A 23007-nucleotide genomic window follows, 5' to 3' on the forward strand; every position below is an offset into this window, starting at 1 on the left:
TACCATGCATGAAACGCCCGGCGCGCCTTCTACCAGGGCCGCCGGGCGTTCGTGTTTTCAGGACCGGATTTCAGGGGGCACCCATGACCATCGCGCTGGACAAGATCACGCTGCACAAGGGCGATTTGCCTGACGGGCTGGATATGGGAAAATCGGTTGCGATCGATTGCGAGACCATGGGCCTGAACCCCCACCGCGACCGGCTTTGCCTGGTGCAGCTTTCGTCCGGCGACGGCACCGCGCACCTGGTGCAGGTGATGCAGGGCCAGACCGAGGCCCCGAACCTGGTCCGGCTGGTGAACGACGACAGCGTGCTCAAATTGTTCCACTTTGGACGGTTCGATATCGCGGCGATGTACCACACGTTCGGTGCACTGGCGCAGCCGGTCTGGTGCTCCAAGATCGCGTCGCGGTTGGTGCGGACCTATACCGACCGTCACGGCCTCAAGGCGCTTCTGTCGGAGCTTCTGCAGGAAGACATCTCCAAGATGCAGCAGACATCCGACTGGGGCGCGGCGGAGCTGACGGATGCGCAGATGGCCTATGCCGCATCCGACGTGCTGTACCTGCATCGCCTGAAAGACACTCTGGACGCCCGGCTGGAGCGCGAGGGACGGATGGAGATCGCGCAGGCCTGTTTCGATTTCCTGCCAACGCGGGCCAAGCTCGATCTCATCGGCTATCCCGAAACCGATATCTTCGCCCATTCCTAATCGGACGCGCCGGGCCTAGATATTAACCATGGCGATACGCAGCCCGACCACTCCCCTCCGCAGCCGGATCATCCGGTCGGCGACGCTGATCCTGCCTGTTCTGGCACTTGCGTTGCTGTCCACAATGTTCCTTCTGGCGCGCAAGGTGAACCCCGACGATGCCATCCCGTATGCCGAAGTCGATGTATCGGAACGGGCCCGCGATCAGCAGCTGACCATGCCGCGCTTCGCTGGCGTGTCGCAGGGCCGGACGGCATTCGATCTGTCGGCGCGCCTGGCGCTCCCCGACCCGGAGGACCCCCGCCGCATGTCAGCCGTGGCCCTACGCCTTGTTCTGAACGACGCCGGTGGCGGTCGTGCGACGGTCATTTCGGATGCAGGCGATCTGGACACTGCGGAACGGACCATCGTCCTGACGGGCGATGTGCGGGTCGAAACCTCGACTGGATACGTGCTCCGAACCGACCAGCTGGAAGGGTCATTGGCCGGGCTGGCAATCGTATCACCCGAGGAGGTCACGGGTGACGGACCGCTGGGCAAATTGCGCGCCGGCAGCATGGTCCTGACCGAGGATGAAAACGGCTCGGCGCTGATGCTATTCACGAATGGCGTGGATCTGCTATACACCCCCCCAAAGTGATCCGGATTATTATGATGTTCTTGCGTGCCCTTGCCCTTCTCTTCCTTGCCCTTCCTGCGACGGCGCAGACATCCGATATCGGCTTCGGTCGTGGAAATTTCGACAATTCCGCCCCGGTTGAGGTGGCCGCAGACAACCTGGAGGTCGATCAGGCCACGGGGCGGGCCGTTCTGACAGGAAACGTCGTGATCGCGCAGGGTGACCTTCGCCTGTCGGCCCGGCAAGTCACCGTCGACTATACCACCACAGGCGGAAATCGGTCGATCGAGCGGCTCAACGCCAGCGGGGAGGTTTTGATTGTCGCAGGCGACGATGCGGCCGAGGGGCAGGAGGCGGTCTATACCCTTGGCTCCTCCGACATCCTGCTGACCGGCAACGTGGTTGTGACGCAGGCGGGAAACACGCTCGCCGGTGACCGGCTGACGGTGAACCTCAATTCCGGTGCGGGCGTCGTGACGGGCCGCGTGCGGACCACTCTGCAACCATGAGCAAGTTCTCGGTCACCGAAGGCGAGGGCGGGCTGCACATTCGCAACCTGCGCAAGTCCTACAAGAAGCGCCCAGTGATCCGCGACGTGTCGATGGACCTGGCGCGCGGCGAGGTCGTCGCACTGTTGGGGCCTAACGGCTCGGGCAAGACGACGACGTTCTATTGCATCGCCGGCCTGGTGACACCGGACGGCGGCACAGTAACGCTGGACGGGGCCGACGTGACCTTCCTGCCGATGTATCGCCGCGCCAAGGCCGGAATCGGATATTTGCCACAAGAGATGTCGATCTTCCGTGGCCTTACGGTCGAACAGAACATCATGGCAATTCTGGAGGTGGCCGAGCCCAAGCGCCACCGCCGCCGGGAGCGGTTGGAGGAGCTGTTGGGCGAATTCCACATCGAACACTTGCGCCGTGCCTCGGCAATGGCCCTGTCAGGCGGCGAACGTCGCAGGGTCGAGATCGCGCGCTGCCTTGCCGCCAACCCCCGTTACCTGCTGCTGGACGAACCTTTCGCTGGTGTCGATCCGATCTCCGTCGGTGATATTCGCGCGCTGGTCGTGGAGCTGAAATCTCGTGGAATCGGGGTGCTCATCACGGATCACAACGTCCGGGAAACGCTGGAAATTGTCGATCGGGCCTATATCCTGCACGATGGCGGCGTCCTGATGTCGGGCACGCCCGACGAAGTGGTGTCCAACGACAACGTGCGACGGGTCTATCTGGGCGAGTCTTTCGCAAGATAGCACGGGTTCACTGGGCCCATTGGGTCGAGGTCGATGCGTTTCAAGATTGACAGATGCCCCTGATAAAGCGCCCAATCAGGTATGGAGACCCGTCCACCTGCCCCTGTTCCGTTGGCTGGAACGCTTGTGCAGACCCTTACCGCCCCAGCGGTTCGGTGCCCGGACCCTCATGCAGCGACTTCGGTCAGGTCCGGCGGCTCCGCTATGCATTTCAGGAGGAATCATGCGCTACCAGATCACAGGAAAACAGATCGACATCGGCGAAGCCCTGCAGACGCACGTCAAGACCGAGCTTGGCTCTGTCATCGACAAGTACGCCCAGCGCCCAACCGATGCAAACATCGTCTTTTCCAAGTCGGCGCACGAATTCGGTTGCGAGGCGACGGTACACCTGTCGACCGGGTTGACCGCGCAAGCCAGTGCAAAAGCCACTGAAATCTATGCTGCTTTCGATGCTTGCAGTGAAAAGATGGACAAGCAGTTGCGCCGCTACAAGCGCCGACTGAAGAACCATCATCAGGAGCGTTCTCAGCCGGTTGAACTTTCGGGGGCGTCCTCGTATATCCTCGCCGCAGAGGCGTCGGATGATGAACCTGATAGTCTTTCGCCCGTGATCGTGGCCGAGATGGAGACCAGAATCCCCTCCCTGTCCGTAGGCGAAGCGGTCATGCAAATGGAGTTGGCCAGCGCACCTGTGCTGGTGTTCAAGAACGAAAAGGGCGGCGGCGTGAACGTGGTCTACAAGCGAGAAGACGGAAACGTCGGCTGGATCGACCCTGCGACCAGCGCCTGAAGCCGTCAGGTCGGCATCAACGAGGAAGAGCAATGCAGTTGAGCGAAATATTGTCCCCCGGGGCAGTAAAGGTGTTGCCCAAGGCTTCCAGCAAGAAGCGTCTGTTCTGCGACCTCTCCGAGGTGGTCAAGGAACTGTATGGACTGGATTATGATGCCGCGTTCAACGCCCTGCAGGAACGCGAGGCGCTTGGAACGACGGGTGTGGGCGACGGTGTCGCCCTCCCCCACTCACGAATGGCCGACCTCGACCAGGTACATGGCGTCTTCATACGGCTGGAAGCGCCGCTGGACTTCGACGCGACGGATCGTAAGCCCGTGGACCTTGTCTTCGCCCTGTTCGCCCCCGAGGGTGCGGGCGTTGCACACCTCAAGGCGCTTGCGCTGGTGTCGCGCACGCTGCGAGATTCGGCGCTTTGCGCCAAGCTGCGCGCCAATGGCGACCCGGCGATTCTCTACACGATCCTGACCGAGGCACAGTCGTCGGTCGCCGCCTGACCGTCAGGAATTCTTCCATTTCTTGAAGCCGAAGCCGAGGTAGTCGCGTCGGTAGGCCTGCATGCAGGCGTGATCGATTTCTTCGGTAAGTATCGCGTCAAGTGCATCGCGTCCCGGCAAATCGAAGGTCGGCGCAATCCGTCCCGACCTTTCAGCCAGGCGCGCAAGCTCATCCTGCGCTTCACCCTCGCGGATAAGGCGCTGGGGCAGGACAGCCTGGGCCATCCCCGACAGAAGCGCGGCTTGGCTTGCCCATTCGGGGGCCGCGGGCAGTGACGACTGCCGGTTCAAATTTGCGCCCAAAAAGTTCAAAAATCCCAAGAACGCCACCGCAGGGGGGCCATCCAACTCGACTGCATGCTGGTTCGTCAGGATCCGACGCAGATTGTTTGCCTGCGGTCCATTGGCGGCCATCATCTTGCGGAAGGCATCGTGCGCACGGGCCAGCGGATGCCGAACGATCGTAAAACTGACGAATCCTTTGGCCTTTCGCATCCAAGGTCGCAATTGTTTCTGGGTGAGGCCTTCGGACGGGGGCACCCCGTCGAGCGCGGTCAGCCAGTCGCGCAGCGATTCCTCGGGTCCGCCCGGAATAGGCAGCGCAAGAAGCGGGCTGTCGGCCGCGGCCATGAACGTTGGCGTCGCGGGACCACGGGCGGGTTCGACGTTGACCGATCGCGACAGCAGAAATGGATCGAGCGTCGCGAGATGCGCGCGCATTTCGTCTGGGTTCTCGACCTTTTCCTCGATTTCGCCGGGGTTTTGCCGTTTGAGCTTGCCCGGCACCTCCTCCAACCTGGCCTTGGACCCAAGGAACGCGGCAAGCCCATTGAGAACATCTAGGTCGCCGATGTCGTCGTAGCCGATCCAGAATGCCGACTGGCCCGTCGTCTGTAGCTGTCGCTGGACCCGGTCACGGAAGCAGCGCTGGCGGTCAATGAGCGCATCGAAGTCGGCGCCGACGAACGTCGCCTTCGCGGCCTTGGCCATCTTGGGGTTCGTCAGGCGCCATTGGCCCGTCTGAGATGCAATCGCCAGCGAGACATAGCTGTCCAGAGGATTGCGGCTGAGAATGACCTTGCCGATCTTCGGATCATCCAGAACCGCATCCAGTACGCGCGGGTCATGATCATGGAAAAACCGGAACCCGCTGACCCCTGTCTGCGCCACGATTTTCCGCAGCAGCGCTATCGGATCAGACTCGCGCATTTTCATGTCGATTCCGAACAACTCGGTCTGGTTTTTCGACCCTATGAAGACCGGGTTGAAAACTTCACCGAAGCTGGTGATGTCGGCCATTGTGTTGAGCGACTCCTCTAGGTGATTGGAGCCGGTCCGCATTTCCGCGAACAGGACGAAGGCGTCGAACCTAGTGGCCATCAAAGCTCCCCATCACCTGCGGCTTCATTCCCGCGTTGCGTAATTTTTGCAGGAAAACCGGGAAAGCGGACAGGTCGCGAATTTCGGGCAGGTCGGTCAGGCGGCGTGGGCCGGGTCCGGTGATTTCCCGCATCACGTTATTTACCTTTTCCTTTGGGTTCACGACGAAATCCGCAAGCGTCCAAAGGTGAAGGCGCGCAGCAACGCCGGGGGCCTTCAGCTCACGCAGGAAGGCAAGCTCGGCGCGTTGCAGGCGCGCAGCCTCGGTTTTCACCTCGTCGAACTCCATGTTTGACGTATGCAGCGGCACGGCCCATGCCCCCGAGATCACAACGAGAGTCGCGTTCGGATCTCGGGCCAGAAATGCCCCTATCTCGGGTTGGTCGTTCGGCCCGAAGAAGAAGCTCTGCCGCTCTCCTCGGGTGGACCACAGAAGATTGGTCAGGAACTGCTCCGGCCGATAGTCGCGCAGCGCGGCGCTGTCGGACAGACAACCGTTGATCACGGTCTCACCGCCCGCGAATTGAACACGGTCAGGGTGATAGAGATGCCCGTGCACGCGACCACCCAAACGCCGCGCGAGCCAGGGTTGGACCTCCTCGAACAGATCCTCGAACCCGCAGAAAACGTTGTAGCGCGCAGCGGTGATCCCGTTTTCCAAACCGGGCGACGGAAAGCGGGCCTGCGAATAAAGACCGGGCCGGCCCTGCCCCCGACGTTCGTTCGCCTTGGAAAACACGCGATCGATCTTGCCCGGATTGGGCTCCCCCCGCCGAGTAACAGGACGGTTGTCATCCAGAAACGTCTGGTACAGCTTATCTGCCCGTGGCCAGATCTTGCGGGCGACGAAGCAATCCGAGCGCTCCAGCAAGGGCTGGTGGTCATCGTAGAAGATATGCGGCTTTCCATACACGTCGAACTTGGACAACGTCAGGGAGCGGCTCTCGATACATGTCGAAAACCGTCGAACGAGAGACTGAAAATAGCTCTCGTCCGGAATCCAGACCTTGGAGAAATACGCATCCAGCTCCGCCCTGTCGGGGGCCTGAAGGATCGATTCAAGCGTCCGCCGCGTCAGACACCACCATTGGCTACCAAGGTGGGGCGACACCGTCTCGGGAATGCGCCTTTTCAGGCCGAGGCGACGTTGGAGTCGGACGTAGGCGTCGAAAAGCTTCCGGTTCTTTCGCCACGAGAATGGGAAGCGCAGCGTGAACCGCTCGGTCTCCAGCCCGTCGACGGTCCAAGTGACCTGATCCGTTGTGACGCTTTCGATGAAGTCCGTCTCCGGCCTCTCATCAAGATAGTCGCGCAGCTCGGCCACAGGACGCAGCGGCAAGCAGGACCCGGACGCCAGGAAGACGTGCCGCACCTCTGGAAACTCCTCCAGAAGGCGCGTTGATGCCTCCTGCGTCGCGCGAACCAACGACCAGGTGCCCCACTCCACGCGGGTACGCCTGCAAAAGCGGATCGCGGGGTCGTCTTTGAAGCGGTCCCGAAACTCCCTGAAGACGCGCTGCTTGACCTTGCCATCCACGTGGATGACCACAGGGCAGTCGTTTGCCGCGAAATAGCGCGCCACCTGCTCGGCCCGGTCAAACGCCGTGTGCACCAGAAGAACAAAGCCCAGCGTCACGCCCAGTTCCCCTTGGAGATCAGGCCCAGTATTTCCAGTTGCCGCCAGTTGATATAGCGCTCCGACCACTTGCACCACAGGTCGGCATCCGCATCGATCCCGTCGGCATAGACCTTGTATTCGTCGCTCGCGCGGTAGTGTTCGGACCGCTTCGCCTCCTCGGCGGCGCGGTCGACGAACAGGCTCAGGAACTTGGCGTGCAGCAGAACACCGGTCGTCTTTTCACCGCCAGACGCGTCATAGGTCAGGTTCAGTCCGCGCGGCAGAAGGGCGTGCGTCGAGCTGATGTAGACGAATTCCTTTCTCCATTTAACAAGGGGAACCTTGTTGAGCGCGGGTGCCTTCCTTGGTGATCCGGCGAAGAATTTCCGTGCGCGGACCCCCCCTTGGATCCAAAGGTTTCCATAGGTGGAGTTCTTCTGGATCATGTAGTTTCCGCTGTCGAACCATGCGGCGATGTCGAATGGGTTTTGCCCCTCGCGGTAGGGCTGCGCGTAAAGGGGGCCCTTGGGATACATGTCCAGAAGCATCGACCCGAAACTGCGGATCGATGACGCGTCGAGCCAATCCGTCAGCGCCCGCAGCGGGCGGGTATCACAGAACGGGTAGACCAGGAATTCGTCAATATCGACGGTCAGGCACCAGTGCCGGTGCGCGTGCAGTCGCATCAGCCAGTTCAGCCAGTCCACGCCGTACGCCGACTTGGCGTAACTGGCCGTCGTCGTCCAGACCGAGACGTCGGGCTGGTCGGAAAGGTATTGCCGCGTACCATCATCACTGCCGTTGTCGACGATTAGAAACTGCTCGACACCCATCTTGCGATAGTAGTCCAGGAAGAACGGCAGGCGTATCCGCTCGTTCCGGACCGTCGAGAAGGCGAGGATCGCGCCGGGCCTAATATCGCGTGTGCGGTCATGGACGACCGACAATTGCCGCCGGCGCCGGAAAGCGCGCGCACGCCAGTATCGCCGCCGCCAGCGCATTCGGTAGGACGAAATCAGCCCCATCTCAGGACGCTTGCCCCCCTTGAACCACAAAAGAAATACCGCCCAACCTTGAGCATTGTTTCCAATCTGAGTGCAATTGCCTGGAACGCTGTCGCTCCGCGAATGAATCCATTGGGCAACGGTTCCGTCATCAATTCCACCCCCCGCGCGACAACAGGCCCAATCCCTCCAGTTGCTGCCAGCCGTGGTATCGCGTCGACTGATCGCACCACAGCACCGGGTCGTCGGTCAGCGCGTCGTAATATCCTTTATAGAGCAAAGAGTTTTCGAAATGCTGACGACGCCGCTTTTCTTCGGCGGATTTGGCGATGACCTCCGGCAGGAACTTGGTGTGCAGCAAAACGCCCGTCGGTGCCTCGGAGCCATCGGTTTCATAAACGTGGTTCAGATGCCTTGGAAGCAGGGAATGTGTCGAGCTGACATAGGTATAGCGGCGGTTCCAGCGGACCAGCGGCACCTTGGACAGGGTTGGCGCGCGCCGGGGTTCGGCTTGGAAGAAAGCACGCGCCCGCGGCCCGCCCTGAACCCAGAGGTTCTGCAATTTCGGCTGGCGGATCATGACGTAGTTTCCCGCATCGAAATAGGGCAGCGCTTTGATCGGGTCTGACTCCGCATCCTGCACGCCCCGTCCCAGCGCGCCCCGCGGATACATGTCGAGCATCAGCGCCCCCATCGATGGTCGCCGCGTCACGTTAAGCCAATCGGTGAGCGCACGCAGGTCGCGACGGTCATGATGGGCGTAGACTAACAGTTCATCGGCATCCAGCGTCAGGCACCAATGCCCGTGCCCATGGCGCATCATCAGCGCCGTCATCCAATCCACCCCGAACCGGGAGGCCTTGTAGCTGTCGGACGTGGACCACAGCGATACGTCCGGCTGTCCGGCGAGGTATTCGGCAGTGCCGTCATCGCTGGCGTTATCGATCATCAGGAAATGGTCGACGCCCAGCGCCCGATGATGGCGCAGAAAATGGGGCAGACGACCCATTTCGTTACGGATGGTCGAAAAGCAAAGGATCGCGCTGGGCGCGATCGTGGGGGTTCGGTCGACGACCCGCGTCAGTTGCCGCGCCTTGGCGAGGGATCGGGCCAGAAGGCCACGCCGCCGCCACCGCAATTTGTAGGAAGCCCAGAGGTCTCCGGCGCGCGGCATGCGGCCTACTTGCTGCTTAGGCTGAGCGCCGAGAGGAATTCCGAAAGCTCATCCCGCAAATCGGGGCGCGCCAGTCCGAAGGCGACGGTCGCCTGCAGGAAGCCGGCCTTCGATCCACAATCGTAGCGTTGCCCTTCAAACCGGAAGCCGTAGACACCGTCGCCATCCACTTCGCGCGCGATCGCATCCGTCAGTTGAATTTCCCCACCCGCCCCGGCTCCGAGGCCGGTGAGGTGCTTCATCACGCGCGGGCTGAGGATGTAGCGACCGATCACCGCCAGGTTAGACGGCGCGGTTCCCGACTCGGGCTTCTCGACCATTCCACGCACTTTCAGGGCTTGGCCTTCGTTGTTTTCGACATCCAGGATGCCATAGGAAGATGCCCGGTCGGGCGCGACCTCCATAGCGGCCACCATGCTGCCACCGGTTTCGGCATAGGCTTCGACCATCTGCGCAAGACACGGCTTATCCGCCGCAATCACGTCATCAGGCAGGATCACGGCAAATGGTTCGTCGTGAATCATGCGACGCGCGCAGGCGACCGCGTGACCCAACCCCTTGGCACGGTGCTGACGGATGTAGGCGATCTGACCCGACTCCATCGTCGTCTTCCTGAGAACTTCCAGAAGCTCGGTTTTCTTCTTGCGGCGCAGCTCCTGCTCAAGAACGGGGGCATCATCGAAGTAATCCTCCAGCGCGGACTTGCCGCGCGAGGTGACGAAAATGAACTCCTTGATCCCGGCCGCGCGCGCCTCGTCGATGGCATATTGGATCAATGGGCGATCAACGAGCGTCATGATCTCCTTGGGCACGGACTTCGTCGCTGGCAGAAACCGGGTGCCCATTCCGGCCACGGGAAAAATCGCCTTGGTAACGGTTCGCTTCATGTTTTTCCCTTTACTCAACCACCCAGAACGCAGGGCCTGAGGTGGCACGCAATTAAGACCACAATTTGTCGATTATGCTGTCTTTAACACCACACCCGGCGCCAATGCGATGAAGAATGGGTTTTCGAAGATCGGCTTGCCATAGGTAAGCGGCGTGTGGTCTTCGAAACGCACCACCTGACCGCCCGCCCCCGAAAGAACAGCGTGCCCGGCGGCGGTATCCCATTCCATCGTGCGACCCAGCCGGGGATAGATGTCCGCCTCGCCCGTGGCCACCAGGCAGAACTTCAGAGACGATCCAGCCGACTTCATGTCCGCGACCTGATACTTGTTGATATAAGCGTCGGTCGCGGCGTCGCGGTGCGACTTGCTGGCAACGACCAGAAGCGCCGAATTGTCCGGTTCAGAGACTGATATAGGGCTCAATTTGCCCGGTGTCTCTTTGTCGAAGGGGCCTGTCTCCTCGACGGTGGTGCCATCCGCCTTGGTCCAGAACAGCCGCCCCTTCGCAGGGGCATAGACGACGCCGCGCACGGGGACACCATCCTCGACCCAGGCGATGTTGACCGTGAAATCACCGCGGCGCTGCACGAACTCCTTGGTGCCATCCAGCGGATCCACGATGAAGAACGTGCTGACCTTCAAGTCGTGCGTCTCGGACTGCTCCTCGGTCACCAGTGCAGCATCGGGAAACGCGGCGCGCAAACCGGCGGAGATCAGCGCATCTGCCGCCTCGTCCGCCTCTGTCACGGGGCTCTGGTCGGATTTCGACTTCACTTCGAAATCGGGAGACGCATAGATTTCCATGATCTTGTCCCCCGCCTCGAGAGACAATTTACGGAGAACCACCATCATTTTGTCGAAATCCATAGCTAATACCCCTATTGAAAATCTTCGGTCCGAAGGCAGGCTTATGATACGGGATGGCTTCAGGGCAAGCGCAGCAAGGGAAGAGCCATGTTCAAGCCAGAGCGCCGCGACACCGCGCTGACCCGCGCCTTCACTCTTGGGGAGTTGGTGTATCACGCCACCGTCCGCAATATCCGCAAGGGCCATTCTACCGGCCTTCAGGCGCTGATCATGAACATCATGCAGTCGGTGATCTTCATCGCCGCCTTCGTTATCATGTTCACATTCCTCGGGCTTCGCGGGGCCGCCCTTCGCGGCGATTTCGTTCTTTATATCATGTCCGGAATCTTCCTGTTCATGACGCACATCAAGGCGATGGGGGCCATCGTCGGGGCCGAGGGCCCGGCGTCACCGATGATGAAACATGCGCCGATGAACACGGCAATCGCCATCCTGTCAGCCGCATTGTCGTCGCTATACATCCAGCTCCTGTCAGTCTTTCTGATCCTGTTCGGCGTTCACGTCATCTGGCACCCCATCGTCATCGAGGATCCGGGCGGAGCCTTCGCCATGTTCATGCTGGCGTGGTTCACGGGGGCCGCCATCGGGATGATCCTTTTGGCGCTCAAGCCCTGGTTTCCGAACTTCGTACAGATCGTCAATTCGATCTACAGCCGCGTGAACATGATCGCGTCCGGCAAGATGTTCGTCGCAAATACGCTGCCGTCCACGATGTTGGCGTTCTTTGACTGGAACCCGCTCTTTCATGCCATCGACCAGTCGCGCGGCTATACCTTCATCAATTACAACCCGCATTATACGAACTGGGAGTACCCCCTCATGATCGGCGTGATCGCCTTGGTCATCGGAATGATGGGCGAATTCTATACCAAGCGTCACACCTCCGCCTCCTGGTTCGCCGGTCGATGAGGTGGCTGGTCGCGGCCATCTTTCTGGCAGTGCCGGCACAAGCTGACGGCGGGCGCTTGCCTGCGCTGTTCGATGTAGTGGGCGTAGCGGCGGACGATCGTCTGAACGTGCGCGCGCAACCCGATGGGTCGGCCGAAATTCTCGGCGATCTTGCAGCCAATGCCGTGAATATCGAAGTTGTCCGCCTGAATGCGAGTGGCGCTTGGGGCCAGGTGAATCTGGGCGAACGCGCCGGATGGGCATCTATGCGATTCCTGTCCCGGCAAGCCGGGCAACCCGACGATCAACCACCGGCGATCACCACATGCTACGGGACGGAACCGTTCTGGTCACTGAATCTGATCGACCGTTCGTTCCGCACACCACTTGAAGAGCTTCCTATCGATACCCCCGTAATCCGTGCCGCTAGCGGCCGATCGGAACCTTGGGGCATCATCGCTCAAACAGAGCGCGGGCCGATTCATGGTATTCTGTCAAGGAACATCTGCTCGGACGGCATGTCTGATCAGCAGTATGGCCTGCAACTGGATCTGACCCACGCAGGGTCGGAAGTCTATACGGGGTGCTGCACTCTCTCACCCTGATTGCCCGCCCAAAGCCTATGTCACGACCCGCAGTGTCAGGTTGATCCGTCCCGGCGCGTCCAGAAGAGTAGAGGTGCCAGGCGCGATCCGGTCGACCCCATGGTGCAGAAGACGTGCCGGACCTTCCATCACCAGTACGTCACCGGATCGCAGCCACAAGCTCTCGGTCTTGCCGCCCCGCTCCGGGTTTCCGATGCGGAACAATGCGTCATCGCCAAGGCTGATCGACACGACGGGCTGCGCGGGATCCGCCTCGTCACGGTCAACGTGCATCCCCATCTTCGCGTCCGGCCCATACCAGTTGACGAGACAGCTTTCGGGCGGGCGGGCCGTCGGAACGACCGCATCCCAGACCGCCCGGACACGTACCGGAATCGGGGGCCAGGGTTCGCCCGAAGGGTGTCGCACCTCGTAGCGGTAGCCCTTCTGATCGGTCACCCAGCCCAGCGCACCGGCGGACGTCATACGCACCGAGAGCGGCCGTCCACGCGGCGTCATGGGCCGGATAAACGGGGCCATGCGGGCGACGGCCCGAACGTCCTCAACAATCGCAACCTGCTCCGCGGTCGACAGAAATCCGTCGATAACACGCACACCCCGTACGTCACGTTCCCATTTTTCCGTCAAATTCACTCCCATCACGTCCTTGCGACGTCAAATGCCTCTCCTTATATACCCCGTGATCCGCGGGGCGGGAAATCTTCGCCCGGCATCGCTTTTAACCTGGGATTGGGACCGGGGCGCCTTAGAGGGCCTCGGGACGCGCAAATCGCCAAGAGAGGACTATTCGAAATGGCAAAAGTCATCGGTATCGACCTCGGGACCACCAACTCCTGCGTCGCCATCATGGACGGCTCGCAGCCCCGCGTCATTGAGAACGCGGAAGGTGCCCGGACCACCCCCTCCATCGTCGGCTACACGGAAAACGAGAAGCTTGTCGGTCAGCCCGCCAAGCGGCAGGCCGTCACGAACCCCGAAAACACCGTCTTCGGTGCCAAGCGCCTGATCGGTCGTCGCTTCGATGATGAGCATCTGGCCAAGGACAAAAAGAACCTTCCGTTCAAAGTGGTTGCCGGTGGCAACGGTGATGCATGGGTCGAAGTTCGCGGTGAGAAGTATTCCCCCGCACAGGTGTCCGCACTGATCCTTCAGAAGATGAAGGAGACCGCCGAGTCGTACCTGGGCGAAGAAGTCACGCAGGCCGTCATCACGGTGCCCGCGTATTTCAACGATGCCCAGCGTCAGGCCACCAAGGACGCGGGCAAAATCGCCGGCCTTGAAGTTCTGCGCATCATCAACGAGCCGACGGCCGCTGCATTGGCTTATGGCCTCGACAAGAAAGAGACGCGCACCATCGCCGTCTACGACCTTGGCGGCGGTACGTTCGACGTCACGATCCTTGAGATCGACGACGGCCTGTTCGAGGTGAAGTCGACCAATGGCGACACCTTCCTGGGTGGCGAAGACTTCGACATGCGCATCGTGAACTACCTCGCCGAGGAGTTCAAGAAAGAGCATGGGACCGACCTGACGCAGGACAAGATGGCGCTTCAGCGCCTGAAGGAAGCGGCAGAGAAGGCCAAGATCGAGCTGTCGTCCAGCCAGCAGACTGAGATCAACCAGCCCTTCATCTCGATGGGTTCGAATGGCCAACCATTGCACATGGTCATGAAGCTGACGCGTTCGAAGTTGGAAAGCCTGGTCAGCGACCTGATCAAGGCATCGATCAAGCCCTGTAAGGACGCCCTGAAAGACGCCGGCATCGCCACCTCCGAGATCGACGAAGTCGTTCTGGTCGGCGGCATGACCCGTATGCCCAAGGTCGTCGAGGAAGTGACCAAGTTCTTCGGTAAAGAGCCGCACAAGGGCGTGAACCCCGACGAAGTGGTCGCACTCGGTGCCGCCATTCAGGCCGGTGTTCTGCAAGGCGACGTCAAGGACGTGGTCCTGCTGGACGTCACGCCGCTGTCGCTGGGTATCGAGACGCTGGGCGGTGTGTTCACCCGTCTGATCGACCGCAACACCACGATTCCGACGAAGAAGGCCCAGGTGTTCTCCACTGCCGAGGATAACCAGAACGCGGTGACGATCCGCGTGTTCCAGGGCGAGCGGGAGATGGCGGCCGACAACAAGATGCTCGGCCAGTTCAACCTTGAAGACATCCCTCCGGCTCCGCGCGGCATGCCCCAGATCGAGGTAACCTTCGACATCGACGCCAACGGCATCGTCTCAGTCGGGGCCAAGGACAAGGGCACCGGCAAGGAACAGAACATCACGATCCAAGCCTCGGGCGGTCTATCGGAGGAGGATATCGAACAGATGGTCAAGGACGCCGAGGCGAACGCCGAAGCCGACAAGGGCCGTCGCGAGTTGGTGGAGGCCAAGAATCAGGCCGAGAGCCTTGTTCATTCGACCAAGAAGTCCTTGGAAGAGCATGGCGACAAGGTCGATCCCTCGACCGTCGAAGCCATAGAGTTTGCCGTTACCGCGCTCGAAGAATCGATGGAGACAGAGGACGCCGGCAAGATCAAATCCGGTATCCAGAACGTCCAGGAAGCTGCGATGCGTCTGGGTGAGGCGATCTACAAAGCCTCCGCCGAAGCCGAAGGTGGCGACGAAGGGATCAACCCAACCGACGGACCTTCCGAAGGAGGTGATGACGGTATCGTCGATGCCGACTTCGAAGATCTGGATGACGAGAAGCGGGCCTGAGCCTCGGATTAGGACAAGAAGGCCGGCCCCTCCGTGGGCCGGTCTTTTCGTTGGAGTGAAATGATGGCGAAACGTGACTACTACGAGACGCTGGGCGTCCCGAAAGGTGCCAACGCGGACGAGATCAAGAAGGCCTACCGTAGTAAGGCCAAGGAATTGCACCCCGACCGCAATTCAGACAATCCAAATGCTGAGGCGCAGTTCAAGGAAGCGAATGAGGCGTACGACGTCCTGAAGGACGCTGAGAAGAAAGCTGCCTACGATCGTTTCGGCCACGCCGCCTTCGAGGGCGGCATGGGCGGCGGAGGCGGTCCACGGCGGCCCCAAGGCGGCGGGCAGGGCGATTTCGCCAGCGCTTTCTCGGACGTGTTCGAAGATCTGTTCGGCGACTTCATGGGTGGCCAACCCGGTGCCGGTCGCGGCGGCCGTACGCGCGCGACGCGGGGCTCCGATCTGCGCTATAACATGCGCATCACGCTGGAAGAGGCATTCTCCGGTCAACGGAAGACCATCAACGTTCCCACTGCCGTGCAATGCGACACCTGCGAGGGCAAGGGCACCGAAGGCGCATCTGAACCGGCCACCTGTCCGACCTGTTCAGGAATGGGAAAGGTGCGCGCACAGCAAGGTTTCTTCACCGTCGAACGGGCCTGTCCGACCTGTTCTGGGGCCGGTCAGATCATCAAGAATCCATGCAAGGCGTGCGGCGGCGGCGGTCGGGTCGAAAAAGAACGTCAGCTCTCGGTCAATATCCCCGCAGGCGTCGAAACCGGCACCCGCATTCGCCTCACCGGCGAGGGGGAAGCAGGGCTGCGCGGCGGGCCGACGGGCGATCTGTATATCTTCATCGACGTCGAAACCCATCCGATCTTCGAGCGTGACTCGGTCAATCTCTACTGCGCGGTGCCTGTGTCCATGACGACCGCAGCGATGGGCGGTGAAGTCGAAGTTCCGACTATCGACGGCGGGCGCAGCCGCGTGAAGGTCCCCGCCGGATCGCAAACGGGTCGCCAGATGCGTCTGCGCGGCAAGGGCATGCCAGCGCTTCGCGGCGGACCGGCTGGTGACATGATGATCGAGCTGGCGATCGAAACGCCAGTCAATCTGACGCCCCGCCAGAAGGAACTGCTGCGCGAGTTCGACAAGATCGAAGCCGACAACAACCCGCAGGGGGATACATTCTTCCGGAAGGTTAAAGGCTTCTGGGATGGAATGACCCAGTAAAGCGACGGACCGCGCTTGCCCGGCGCAGCGCGGTCCTTTCAAGACTCCCTTTGGCGCAAGCCGCCAGCGGACTTAGCTTCCGATCCGGCAAGCGGCCAGCAGCGCCATATTCACGATATCCGACGAGGTTGAATTGATCGAGGCGATCTGAACCGGGTGGTCGACGCCCGTCAGGATCGGCCCGATGATTGTTGCGCCCGCCATTTCCTGCATCAACTTGACCGAGATGGACGCCGAATGGCGCGCCGGCACAACCAACACATTCGCCGGGCCCGTCAGGCGCGAGAACGGGTACTGCGCCGCGACTTCGGGGTTCAGGGCAACGTCGACAGTCATCTCGCCTTCATATTCGAAGTCGGCACCACGCGCCTCCAGCACGACAGGGGCCAAGTGCATCTTGGTCGCGCGCTCCGACACCGGGTATCCGAAGGTCGAGAAGCTGACGAAAGCGACGCGCGGCTCCATGCCCAGCCCGCGGGCAACGCGGGCCCCCGCTTCCGCGATTGTGGCCAAATCTTCCTCGTCGGGCCATTCGTTGACCAGCGTGTCGCCCATCAACACGATTTTCCCGCGATGCAGCAGTGCAGTGATACCAACCGCATCGGGGTTTTTCTGTATGTCGAAGACATGATCCAGCAGCCGGATCGCGTGGGCCGACTTGCGCGTCGCCCCCGTAACCAAACCATCCCCATGTTCATGCGCCAGCATCAGCGCCGCGAAGACATGCCGGTCACGGGACGCAAGGCGGTGCACGTCCTGTTGGTCGTAGCCCTGCCGCTGCAACCGCTCATAGAGAAACGTCTTGTATATTTCCAAGTGCCGGGTGTTTGCCGCGTTTACCACTTCCAGCTCCCGCGTCGCATCACCCAGACCTGCGGCCTCCAGCTTGGCGCGCACATCATCGTCGCGCCCGACGACCAGTGCCTTGCCATAGCCGTTCCGCTGATAGGCCACGGCGGCACGCAGCACGCGGGGGTCGTCCCCTTCGGCAAAGATCATCCGCGCCTGCGCTTGGCGCGCACGGGCAGAGATGCCCTGCACGATGCTCGCCGTTGGATCCATGCGCGCCGCCAGACTGTCAGCATAGCCCGGCATGTCGACGATGGGGCGACGTGCAACGCCGGTGTCCATTCCCGCCTTGGCAACCGCCGGGGGGATCACGTGGATCAGTCGTGGGTCGAAGGGTGTCGGGATGATATAGTCTCTACCAAAGGACAATTTGCGCCCATATGCCACGGCGACTTCGTCCGGGACATCTTCGCGGGCCAGTTCCGCCAAGGCCTCGGCGCAGGCGATTTTCATTTCGTCGTTGATCGCCCGCGCATGGATGTCGAGTGCGCCACGGAAAAGGTATGGAAAACCAAGGACGTTGTTCACCTGGTTGGGATAGTCCGACCGCCCGGTTGCAACGATGGCGTCCGCGCGCACCTGATGCGCCTCTTCCGGCGTGATCTCAGGGTCGGGGTTGGCCATGGCGAAGATGACGGGGTTTTCCGCCATGTTAGAGACCATTTCTTGTGTCACTGCGCCCTTGGCCGAGACGCCGAGGAAGACATCCGCGCCCTTCATTGCATCGTCGAGCGTGCGCAGGTCGGTCTTGACCGCGTGCGCCGATTTCCATTGGTTCATCCCCGTAGTCCGCCCCTGGTAGATGACGCCCTTGGTGTCGCACATGATGCAGTTCTCGTGCCGGGCCCCCATCGTCTTGAGCAGTTCCAGACAGGCGATTCCCGCGGCACCGGCCCCGTTGAGAACGATACGCACATCCTCGATCTTCTTGCCGGAGATATGCAGCGCGTTGATCAGGCCGGCGGCGCAAATCACGGCCGTTCCATGTTGGTCGTCGTGGAAGACGGGGATATCCATCGCTTCCTTCAACTGGCTTTCGATCATGAAGCATTCCGGGGCCTTGATGTCCTCCAGGTTGATCCCACCGAACGACGGCCCCATCAGTTTGACGGCGGCGACGAAGGCATCGACCTCCTCTGTGTCCAGTTCGATGTCGATGGAGTTCACGTCGGCAAAGCGTTTGAACAGGACAGCCTTACCTTCCATCACCGGCTTGGACGCCAACGCGCCTAGGTTGCCTAGCCCCAGAACCGCCGTGCCGTTGGAGATCACTGCGACCAGGTTCCCCTTGGTGGTGTAGTCATAGGCCAGTGCCGGATTGGCCGCGATCGCCTCGCAGGGGACAGCCACGCCGGGCGAATAGGCCAGCGACAGATCGCGCTGCGTTGCCATCGCGGTCGAAGCGTTGATCTCGATTTTCCCCGGACGGGGGTCAAGATGGTAGGCAAGCGCCTCTGCGTCGGTGATCTTGCTGCGTCCGGCCATGTTGTTCCTCCCTCAAGGCCCAGATGGTGTAGCGGCCCCGATCTGAGGGCGATAGGGTGCATTCGCTAACACCGGGGGTTTCATGTCCGTCACGCCGATGATGGCCCAGTATCTGGAGATCAAGGCCGAGGCCCCCGAGGCCTTGCTGTTCTACCGGATGGGCGATTTTTACGAGCTGTTCTTCGACGACGCCGTCGCCGCCTCGGCGGCGCTGGACATCGCTCTGACCAAACGCGGCAAGCATCTGGAACAGGACATCGCCATGTGCGGCGTCCCGGTGCACTCGGCCGAGAATTACCTGATGACGCTTATCCGCAAGGGCTTTCGCGTCGCCGTGGCTGAACAACTGGAAGCGCCGGAGGAAGCCAAGAAGCGCGGCTCAAAGTCGGTGGTCAAGCGGGGAATCGTGCGGCTTGTGACGCCGGGCACCCTGACCGAAGATACGCTCCTGGACGCTCGCGCGCACAACTACCTTGCCGCGTGGTGCGAAGTACGCGGCAAGGGGGCCTTGGCCTGGGCCGATATCTCCACCGGTGCGTTCCATGTGGCGGGTTCCCCGCGCGTGCGGCTGGGGCCTGACCTTGCCCGGATCGGCGTATCGGAGGTCGTGCTGGCCGAGGACTCTGGTGTCGAAGGCATCGTCGAGGACCTGGGCGCGGCGGTCACGCCGCTAGGGCGCAGCGCCTTTGATTCAGGCTCAGCACAAGGACGATTGCAGACTTTGTTCGATGTCGGGTCGCTTGACGCGTTTGGCTCGTTCGACCGGGCGGAGCTTGGCGCGATGGGTGCCTTGGTCGAATATATCGAGATCACGCAACGCGGCAAACTCCCCATGATGCGGCCACCCAAGCGCGAAGCCGCGTCGACCCTGATGGCGATCGACGCCGCAACGCGCCGCAATCTGGAGCTGACGCGCGGGGCATCCGGTGGGCGCGACGGGTCGCTTCTCTGGGCGATTGACCGAACGACAACGGCCGGGGGTGGGCGGCTGCTGGAGCGCCGCGTTTCAGCGCCGTCGACGCAGGAAGATATCATTTGCGCGCGGCTCGACAGCGTGGACTGGGCCGTTACGAACGATACGCTGGCCGATGACACCCGGGCAACGCTGCGGCGTGCGCCCGACATGGACCGCGCCCTTTCGCGCCTTTCGCTGGATCGTGGCGGACCACGGGATCTGGCCGCGATCCGTGGTGGGCTTGAGGCGGCTGAGATGCTGTTTTCCCGCTTGTCAAAGACTGATTTGCCGCTCGATATCAGCGACCTGATCGGGCAGGAGGAGCTGCTTCGGCTGTTGGACGCGGCGCTCGTTGCCGAGCCGCCGCTTGCACTGCGCGATGGCGGTGTAATCGCGCCCGGTTACGACACCGAACTCGATGAAGCGCGCAAGCTGAGAGATGAGGGTAGGGGAGTCATCGCAGCGCTCCAAAAGGAATACGTCGATGCAACGGGCATCGGCTCGCTGAAGGTGAAGCATAACAACGTGCTGGGCTACTTCATCGAAACGACCGCGACCCATGCCGACAAGATGCGCACCGACGAGCGATTCATCCACCGGCAGACAACAGCCAATCAAGTCCGGTTCACGACTGTTGAATTGTCCGAATTAGAGACCAGGATCCTCAATGCCGGGGGTCGGGCGCAAGCAATCGAGGAACGGATTTTCGCCTCCCTGAGCAGTGCCGTTCTAGCCGCGTCAGACTCGATATTCGCCGCCGCGCGCGCCCTGGCCGAACTGGACGTTGCAACAGCGCTGGCCGACCTGGCACGCGGCGAAGGCTGGACCCGCCCCCGTGTTGACGGCAGCCGCGCGTTCGAGGTGACAGCGGGACGCCACCCCGTGGTCGAACGTGCCTTGAAGCGCGACGGCGCGCCCTTCGTGGCCAACGATACCGCGCTGACGGCGGAAGACGGGGCGGCAATTCGACTGCTGACCGGGCCAAACATGGCGGGTAAGTCGACATGGCTGCGGCAGAACGCACTGCTTGCCGTGCTGGCCCAGATGGGCAGTTTCGTGCCGGCCGAGGCCGCGCATATCGGGATTGTTAGCCAGTTGTTCAGCCGCGTCGGCGCGTCGGATGATCTGGCACGGGGGCGATCGACATTCATGGTCGAGATGGTGGAAACGGCCGCAATCCTGAATCAGGCAGATGAGCGCAGCTTCGTGATCCTGGACGAAATCGGACGCGGGACCGCCACGTACGACGGGTTGAGCATCGCGTGGGCCACGCTAGAGCACTTGCATGACGTGAACCGCTGCCGCGCGCTCTTTGCGACGCATTACCATGAGATGACGGCGTTGTCGGCCAAGTTGACCGGGGTGGAGAACGCCACCGTCGCCGTCCGCGAGTGGGAGGGCGACGTCATTTTCCTGCACGAGGTATGCGACGGTGCCGCTGACCGCTCCTACGGGGTTCAGGTCGCCAAACTGGCAGGGCTGCCGGACGCGGTGGTCGCCCGGGCCCGCGCCGTGCTGACCGCGCTGGAGGAGGGCGAGCGGGAAGGGGGCACGAAACCCAAGGCGATGATCGACGATCTACCACTGTTTTCAGCAACCCCGGTGCCAGTACCCGCCCCGAAAAAGGAAAGCGCAGCCGAAGGACGGCTGCGCGATATTCTACCCGACGAACTGACGCCGAAACAGGCGTTGGATCTGATCTACGAGTTAAAGTCCCTGACCTGACCGCTGGCCGGCTCAGTTAGCAGGCGTCGACGACACCCCAACTTGCGCGGGGCGCAAAAGGCGGTCGCGTAGCATGAAACCTTCAGCCGCGACCTGAATGATTTCGCCCGCCTTGGTGCCGGGCAGTGGTGCCTCGAACATCGCCTGATGCATCTGTGGGTCAAACTTGTCCCCCACCTCGGGTGAGACAAGGGTGATTCCATGCTTGTTGAAAACCGAAAGAATTTCTTTCAGCGTCAGTTTTACACCTTCGATGACAGCATCGTCCGCCTCGCCGGCTGCATCCAGCGCGCGGCGCAAGTTGTCGTAGACGGGCAGCATGTCACGCGCCAGCTTGGACCCGCCATATTGCTCCGCTTCGACCCGCTCGCGCGCGGCGCGCTTGCGGACGTTCTCGGCCTCGGCCAGCGACCGCATCAGCCGGTCGCGCATCTCGTCACGCTCGGCGATGAGGGCGTCCATAGCCGCACGACCCGACTTCGGTGACGCGTCCGGATCTTCTTCCATCGCAGCGTCGAGGTCGAATTCTTCGTCCACCATCATTTCGGGATCGTCGAGGAATCCATCATCCTTCGGCTCGGCCATATCTAACCTCTATATTTTTCAGCGCTTGGGGGCGGACAGCATCCGACCAACCAGTTGTGCGGTGTAGTCGACGATCGGCACGATCCGACCATAGTTGAGACGGGTAGGGCCGATCACACCGACCGCGCCCACGATTTTACGGTCCGCGTTCATATAGGGAGAAACGACCAAAGATGAACCGGAAAGTGAGAAGAGTTTGTTCTCCGACCCGATGAAAATACGAACTCCCTCACCGTCTTCGGTCAGGCTGAGGAATTCGGTGATATCCCGCTTGCGCTCAAGATCGTCGAACAGGATCCGAATGCGGTCCAATTGCGCCGCGTCGCCGCCCTGCTCCAACAGGTGCGAGCGTCCGCGCACGATCAGGCGCTCAGACCTTTCACCCTGGTTTTCCCAAGCGGCCAGGCCTTTTTCGATCAGATCATGCGCCAGGGTGTCGATTTCCTGCCGCCGGTCGGCAACCTCCTTCAGCATCAAGTGCTGAAGGTCGGAAATCGTGCGTCCTTCGATCAGCGCGTTCAGCATGTTGGCGGCTTCCCGCATCGAGCTGGGCGTCTGACCGGGGGGCGGCACGAAGACGCGGTTTTCGACGTGGCCGTCCGCGAAGACCAGAACCACCAGCGCGCGATCCGGAGCGAGTGAGACAAACTCGATATGCTTGATCGGGGCCTCCCTCTTGGGGGCCAGCACCAACGATGCCCCCTGTGTGATACCCGACAGGGCGCTGCCCACGCGATCCATCATGGCGGAAACGTCATCTTCCGATGAGCCCACGGTCGCCTCGATCCGGTCGCGGTCCTCATCGCCCAGATTTGCCTCCAGAAGGCCATCAACGAACATCCGCAAGCCCGCCTGCGTCGGAATGCGCCCGGCGCTGATGTGCGGCGCGGCCAGAAGGCCCATGAATTCCAGGTCCTGCATCACGTTTCGGATCGTGGCGGCGGAAACCTTTTCCGACATCGCACGGGTCAGTGTACGACTTCCAACCGGGTCTCCGGTGCCCAGATACCCTTCGACAACCCGGCGAAAAACTTCGCGGGAGCGTTCGTTCATTTCTGAAAGGATTTGGGCGTTATCGTTCATGTTGTGTCCGATGGGGGCGTACGGGATGTATGCAACCAGACCGCCCGGGTCAATCCGCCAGCGACATTCCGGGGGGTTGCACCGCG

The 23007-nt window shown here is 61.5% G+C and carries 21 protein-coding genes; 11 read left to right on the forward strand and 10 right to left on the reverse strand.

The window, feature by feature from the left end:
- Positions 1-83 precede the first annotated feature (83 nt).
- From BLV27_RS01460 to BLV27_RS01485, 6 genes are all read left to right on the forward strand, one after another.
- Complete coding sequence (locus tag BLV27_RS01460) at positions 84-713, forward strand: ribonuclease D (RefSeq protein WP_092641203.1); 630 nt, start codon at positions 84-86, stop codon at positions 711-713.
- 28 nt (positions 714-741) lie between these two features.
- Positions 742-1353: an LPS export ABC transporter periplasmic protein LptC gene (gene lptC / locus BLV27_RS01465; RefSeq protein ID WP_092641206.1), complete on the forward strand. Its 612-nt coding sequence runs from the start codon at positions 742-744 to the stop codon at positions 1351-1353.
- A gap of 14 nt (positions 1354-1367) precedes the next feature.
- Positions 1368-1841, forward strand: coding sequence for a lipopolysaccharide transport periplasmic protein LptA (gene lptA, locus BLV27_RS01470; RefSeq protein WP_244504497.1), 474 nt, complete (start codon positions 1368-1370; stop codon positions 1839-1841).
- The gene (gene lptB, locus BLV27_RS01475) at positions 1838-2587 is read left to right on the forward strand and encodes an LPS export ABC transporter ATP-binding protein (protein ID WP_092641212.1); all 750 of its coding nucleotides are present in this window, start codon (positions 1838-1840) and stop codon (positions 2585-2587) included. The genes lptA and lptB overlap by 4 nt, the downstream gene beginning before the upstream one ends.
- Before the next feature lie 223 nt (positions 2588-2810).
- A complete protein-coding gene (gene hpf / locus BLV27_RS01480) occupies positions 2811-3380 on the forward strand; it encodes a ribosome hibernation-promoting factor, HPF/YfiA family (protein ID WP_092641215.1) in 570 nt (189 codons plus the stop codon).
- A gap of 32 nt (positions 3381-3412) precedes the next feature.
- Complete coding sequence (locus tag BLV27_RS01485) at positions 3413-3877, forward strand: PTS sugar transporter subunit IIA (protein ID WP_092641218.1); 465 nt, start codon at positions 3413-3415, stop codon at positions 3875-3877.
- 3 nt (positions 3878-3880) lie between these two features.
- On the opposite strand, the gene BLV27_RS01490 is transcribed toward BLV27_RS01485, so the two are convergent.
- The 6 genes from BLV27_RS01490 to cysQ form a co-directional block, all read right to left on the reverse strand.
- A complete protein-coding gene (locus BLV27_RS01490; protein ID WP_092641221.1) occupies positions 3881-5257 on the reverse strand; it encodes a hypothetical protein in 1377 nt (458 codons plus the stop codon).
- Positions 5247-6893, reverse strand: a complete 1647-nt coding sequence (locus tag BLV27_RS01495) for a DUF5927 domain-containing protein (RefSeq protein WP_092641224.1) — start codon at positions 6891-6893, stop codon at positions 5247-5249. Before BLV27_RS01495 ends, BLV27_RS01490 begins: the two co-directional genes overlap by 11 nt.
- The gene (locus BLV27_RS01500; protein ID WP_092641227.1) at positions 6890-7900 is read right to left on the reverse strand and encodes a glycosyltransferase family 2 protein; all 1011 of its coding nucleotides are present in this window, start codon (positions 7898-7900) and stop codon (positions 6890-6892) included. Before BLV27_RS01500 ends, BLV27_RS01495 begins: the two co-directional genes overlap by 4 nt.
- A gap of 130 nt (positions 7901-8030) precedes the next feature.
- Complete coding sequence (locus BLV27_RS01505; RefSeq protein WP_092641230.1) at positions 8031-9053, reverse strand: glycosyltransferase family 2 protein; 1023 nt, start codon at positions 9051-9053, stop codon at positions 8031-8033.
- 5 nt (positions 9054-9058) lie between these two features.
- On the reverse strand, positions 9059-9940 hold the full coding sequence (gene galU / locus BLV27_RS01510) for a UTP--glucose-1-phosphate uridylyltransferase GalU (RefSeq protein WP_092641233.1): 882 nt from the start codon (positions 9938-9940) through the stop codon (positions 9059-9061).
- Positions 9941-10012: 72 nt separating this feature from the next.
- Complete coding sequence (cysQ, locus tag BLV27_RS01515) at positions 10013-10810, reverse strand: 3'(2'),5'-bisphosphate nucleotidase CysQ (protein ID WP_092641236.1); 798 nt, start codon at positions 10808-10810, stop codon at positions 10013-10015.
- An 87-nt stretch (positions 10811-10897) separates the two neighbouring features.
- Between cysQ and BLV27_RS01520 the strand changes: the two genes are divergently transcribed.
- Positions 10898-11719: an ABC transporter permease gene (locus BLV27_RS01520; protein ID WP_092641239.1), complete on the forward strand. Its 822-nt coding sequence runs from the start codon at positions 10898-10900 to the stop codon at positions 11717-11719.
- Positions 11716-12303 carry a hypothetical protein gene (locus BLV27_RS01525; RefSeq protein WP_092641242.1) on the forward strand — a complete coding sequence of 196 codons (588 nt, stop codon included), beginning with the start codon at positions 11716-11718 and terminating at the stop codon, positions 12301-12303. Before BLV27_RS01520 ends, BLV27_RS01525 begins: the two co-directional genes overlap by 4 nt.
- A gap of 15 nt (positions 12304-12318) precedes the next feature.
- On the opposite strand, the gene BLV27_RS01530 is transcribed toward BLV27_RS01525, so the two are convergent.
- Complete coding sequence (locus tag BLV27_RS01530; protein WP_092641245.1) at positions 12319-12942, reverse strand: alpha-ketoglutarate-dependent dioxygenase AlkB; 624 nt, start codon at positions 12940-12942, stop codon at positions 12319-12321.
- A gap of 153 nt (positions 12943-13095) precedes the next feature.
- Between BLV27_RS01530 and dnaK the strand changes: the two genes are divergently transcribed.
- Both dnaK and dnaJ read left to right on the forward strand, forming a co-directional pair.
- Positions 13096-15015 carry a molecular chaperone DnaK gene (gene dnaK, locus BLV27_RS01535; RefSeq protein WP_092641248.1) on the forward strand — a complete coding sequence of 640 codons (1920 nt, stop codon included), beginning with the start codon at positions 13096-13098 and terminating at the stop codon, positions 15013-15015.
- Between the two features lie 63 nt (positions 15016-15078).
- Positions 15079-16239 (forward strand): molecular chaperone DnaJ, encoded by a 1161-nt coding sequence (gene dnaJ / locus BLV27_RS01540; RefSeq protein WP_092642017.1) that lies wholly within the window; start codon positions 15079-15081, stop codon positions 16237-16239.
- A gap of 72 nt (positions 16240-16311) precedes the next feature.
- On the opposite strand, the gene BLV27_RS01545 is transcribed toward dnaJ, so the two are convergent.
- Positions 16312-18573: an NADP-dependent malic enzyme gene (locus BLV27_RS01545; RefSeq protein ID WP_092641251.1), complete on the reverse strand. Its 2262-nt coding sequence runs from the start codon at positions 18571-18573 to the stop codon at positions 16312-16314.
- 82 nt (positions 18574-18655) lie between these two features.
- Between BLV27_RS01545 and mutS the strand changes: the two genes are divergently transcribed.
- The gene (gene mutS, locus BLV27_RS01550) at positions 18656-21253 is read left to right on the forward strand and encodes a DNA mismatch repair protein MutS (RefSeq protein WP_244504498.1); all 2598 of its coding nucleotides are present in this window, start codon (positions 18656-18658) and stop codon (positions 21251-21253) included.
- A gap of 12 nt (positions 21254-21265) precedes the next feature.
- Here the strand turns inward: mutS and BLV27_RS01555 are convergent, their stop codons facing one another.
- A complete protein-coding gene (locus BLV27_RS01555; protein ID WP_092641254.1) occupies positions 21266-21838 on the reverse strand; it encodes a nucleotide exchange factor GrpE in 573 nt (190 codons plus the stop codon).
- 18 nt (positions 21839-21856) lie between these two features.
- Complete coding sequence (hrcA, locus tag BLV27_RS01560) at positions 21857-22921, reverse strand: heat-inducible transcriptional repressor HrcA (protein WP_092642022.1); 1065 nt, start codon at positions 22919-22921, stop codon at positions 21857-21859.
- Between the last annotated feature and the right edge of the window lie 86 nt (positions 22922-23007).

It is taken from the genome of Jannaschia faecimaris, from assembly GCF_900107415.1.
Lineage (GTDB): Bacteria > Pseudomonadota > Alphaproteobacteria > Rhodobacterales > Rhodobacteraceae > Jannaschia > Jannaschia faecimaris.

Excerpts from the sequence above, each read along its gene's own strand:
- BLV27_RS01490 (WP_092641221.1), bottom strand. The coding sequence starts at position 5,257 with ATGGCCACTAGGTTCGACGCCTTCGTCCTGTTCGCGGAAATGCGGACC.
- BLV27_RS01555 (WP_092641254.1), bottom strand. The coding sequence starts at position 21,838 with ATGGCCGAGCCGAAGGATGATGGATTCCTCGACGATCCCGAAATGATG.
- dnaK (WP_092641248.1), top strand. The coding sequence starts at position 13,096 with ATGGCAAAAGTCATCGGTATCGACCTCGGGACCACCAACTCCTGCGTC.
- BLV27_RS01485 (WP_092641218.1), top strand. The coding sequence starts at position 3,413 with ATGCAGTTGAGCGAAATATTGTCCCCCGGGGCAGTAAAGGTGTTGCCC.
- lptA (WP_244504497.1), top strand. The coding sequence starts at position 1,368 with ATGTTCTTGCGTGCCCTTGCCCTTCTCTTCCTTGCCCTTCCTGCGACG.
- lptB (WP_092641212.1), top strand. The coding sequence starts at position 1,838 with ATGAGCAAGTTCTCGGTCACCGAAGGCGAGGGCGGGCTGCACATTCGC.
- hrcA (WP_092642022.1), bottom strand. The coding sequence starts at position 22,921 with ATGAACGATAACGCCCAAATCCTTTCAGAAATGAACGAACGCTCCCGC.
- dnaJ (WP_092642017.1), top strand. The coding sequence starts at position 15,079 with ATGGCGAAACGTGACTACTACGAGACGCTGGGCGTCCCGAAAGGTGCC.
- BLV27_RS01520 (WP_092641239.1), top strand. The coding sequence starts at position 10,898 with ATGTTCAAGCCAGAGCGCCGCGACACCGCGCTGACCCGCGCCTTCACT.
- lptC (WP_092641206.1), top strand. The coding sequence starts at position 742 with ATGGCGATACGCAGCCCGACCACTCCCCTCCGCAGCCGGATCATCCGG.
- BLV27_RS01460 (WP_092641203.1), top strand. The coding sequence starts at position 84 with ATGACCATCGCGCTGGACAAGATCACGCTGCACAAGGGCGATTTGCCT.
- BLV27_RS01505 (WP_092641230.1), bottom strand. The coding sequence starts at position 9,053 with ATGCCGCGCGCCGGAGACCTCTGGGCTTCCTACAAATTGCGGTGGCGG.
- mutS (WP_244504498.1), top strand. The coding sequence starts at position 18,656 with ATGTCCGTCACGCCGATGATGGCCCAGTATCTGGAGATCAAGGCCGAG.
- galU (WP_092641233.1), bottom strand. The coding sequence starts at position 9,940 with ATGAAGCGAACCGTTACCAAGGCGATTTTTCCCGTGGCCGGAATGGGC.
- cysQ (WP_092641236.1), bottom strand. The coding sequence starts at position 10,810 with ATGGATTTCGACAAAATGATGGTGGTTCTCCGTAAATTGTCTCTCGAG.
- BLV27_RS01545 (WP_092641251.1), bottom strand. The coding sequence starts at position 18,573 with ATGGCCGGACGCAGCAAGATCACCGACGCAGAGGCGCTTGCCTACCAT.
- BLV27_RS01525 (WP_092641242.1), top strand. The coding sequence starts at position 11,716 with ATGAGGTGGCTGGTCGCGGCCATCTTTCTGGCAGTGCCGGCACAAGCT.
- BLV27_RS01500 (WP_092641227.1), bottom strand. The coding sequence starts at position 7,900 with ATGGGGCTGATTTCGTCCTACCGAATGCGCTGGCGGCGGCGATACTGG.
- hpf (WP_092641215.1), top strand. The coding sequence starts at position 2,811 with ATGCGCTACCAGATCACAGGAAAACAGATCGACATCGGCGAAGCCCTG.
- BLV27_RS01530 (WP_092641245.1), bottom strand. The coding sequence starts at position 12,942 with ATGGGAGTGAATTTGACGGAAAAATGGGAACGTGACGTACGGGGTGTG.